At 71.3% G+C, this 1,922-nt stretch carries 1 protein-coding gene; it reads right to left on the bottom strand.

The features are described from left to right. Window positions 1-1,910, bottom strand: a 1,910-nt coding sequence (dxs, locus tag FV227_RS28475; RefSeq protein ID WP_243949252.1) for a 1-deoxy-D-xylulose-5-phosphate synthase, incomplete at its 3' end; no start/stop codon positions are given. Between the last annotated feature and the right edge of the window lie 12 nt (window positions 1,911-1,922).

Below are 1,922 nucleotides of genomic sequence, written 5' to 3'. Positions count from 1 at the left end.
CGCTCGGGGAGGATGTCCTCGACCTTCCGGACGATGCTGGCGGCGTCGAGGCCGGCTTCGGCGTACATCTTGTCCGGGCTGTCGTGGTCCTGGTAGCTGTCGGGCAGGGTCATCGTGCGCACCCGCAGCCGCATCGCGTCGAGCACGCCGCGCTCGGTCAGCAGGTGCAGCACCTGCGCCCCGAAGCCGCCGCGCGAGCCCTCCTCCAGCGTGATCAGAACCTCGTGGCTCGCCGCCAGGTCCAGGATCAGCGCCTCGTCCAGCGGCTTGGCGAAGCGCGCATCCGCCACCGTCACCGCGATGCCGGCCGCCTCCAGCGTCTCGGCCGCCTTCAGCGCCTCGGACAGACGCGTGCCCAGCGACAGCAGCGCCACCCGCGCGCCCTCGGGCCGCGTCACGATCCGGCCCCGGCCGATCGCCAGCGGAACGCCCACCTCCGGCATCTCGACGCCCACCCCCTCGCCGCGCGGGTAGCGCAGCGCGATCGGGCCGTCGTCGTGCGCGTGGCAGGTCGCCACCATGTGCACCAGCTCGGCCTCGTCGGCCGCCGCCATCACCGTCATGTTCGGCAGGCAGCACAGGTACGCCAGGTCGAACGCCCCCGCATGCGTCGCCCCGTCGGCCCCCACCAGCCCCGCCCGGTCCAGCGCGAAGCGCACCGGCAGGTTCTGCAGCGCCACGTCGTGGATCACCTGGTCGTAGGCCCGCTGCAGGAAGGTCGAGTAGATCGCCACGAACGGCTTGTAGCCCTCCGTCGCCAGGCCGCCGGCGAACGTCACCGCGTGCTGCTCGGCGATCCCGACGTCGAAGGTCCGGTCCGGATGCGCCTTGCCGAACAGGTCGATCCCGGTGCCGCCCGGCATCGCCGCGGTGATCGCCACCACCTTGTCGTCGGCATCCGCCGCCTTGATCAGGCTCTCGCCGAACACCCGCGTGTAGGCCGGGGCGTTGGCCTTGGCCTTGGTCTGCACGCCCGACAGCACGTCGAACTTCACCACGCCGTGGTAGCGGTCGGCCGACGCCTCCGCCGGCGCGTAGCCCTTGCCCTTCTGCGTCACCACGTGCAGCAGGATCGGGCCCTGCTCCGAGTCGCGCACGTTCTTCAGCACCGGCAGCAGGTGGTCGAGGTTGTGCCCGTCCACCGGCCCGACGTAGTGGAAGCCCATCTCCTCGAACATCGTGCCCGAGCCGACGATCAGCCCGCGGGCGAACTCCTCGGCCTGCGCCGCCCGCTGGTAGATCGCCTTCGGCAGCAGCTTGCCGAGCTGCTTGGCGGTCTCGCGCAGGCCCCGGTACGCCCCGCCCGACGCCAGCCGCGCCAGGTAGGCCGACATCGCACCCACGGGCGGCGCGATCGACATGTCGTTGTCGTTCAGGATCACGATCAGCCGCGAATGCAGCGCGCCGGCGTTGTTCATCGCCTCGTAGGCCATGCCCGCCGACATCGAGCCGTCCCCGATCACCGCGATCATGTTGCGGCGCTTGGGCTCGGCGTGGCCCTTGGCCTTCTCCGAGGCCGCGTGCAGGTCCCGCGCCACCGCCATGCCCAAGGCGGCCGAGATCGAGGTCGAGGAATGCGCCGCCCCGAACGGGTCGTATTCGCTCTCCGAGCGCTTGGTGAAGCCCGACAGCCCGCCGCCCTGGCGCAGCGTCCGCATCCGCTCGCGCCGCCCGGTCAGGATCTTGTGCGGATACGCCTGGTGCCCGACGTCCCACACGATCCGGTCGTCGGGCGTGTCGAACACGTGGTGCAGCGCCACCGTCAGCTCGACCACCCCGAGCCCCGACCCGAGATGACCGCCCGTCACCGACACGGCCTCGATCATCTCCGAGCGAACCGCGTCCGCCACCGCCCGGAGATCGCTCTCCGGAAGCAACCGCAACGCGGACGTCTCGGACAAACCGTCCAAAATCGAGGGGGC

The sequence above is a fragment of the Methylobacterium sp. WL119 genome, from assembly GCF_008039875.1.
In the GTDB taxonomy this organism is placed as follows: domain Bacteria; phylum Pseudomonadota; class Alphaproteobacteria; order Rhizobiales; family Beijerinckiaceae; genus Methylobacterium.
The sequence above is the reverse complement of the archived record's forward strand: the minus strand, read 5'-3'. Positions and strand labels throughout refer to the sequence as shown.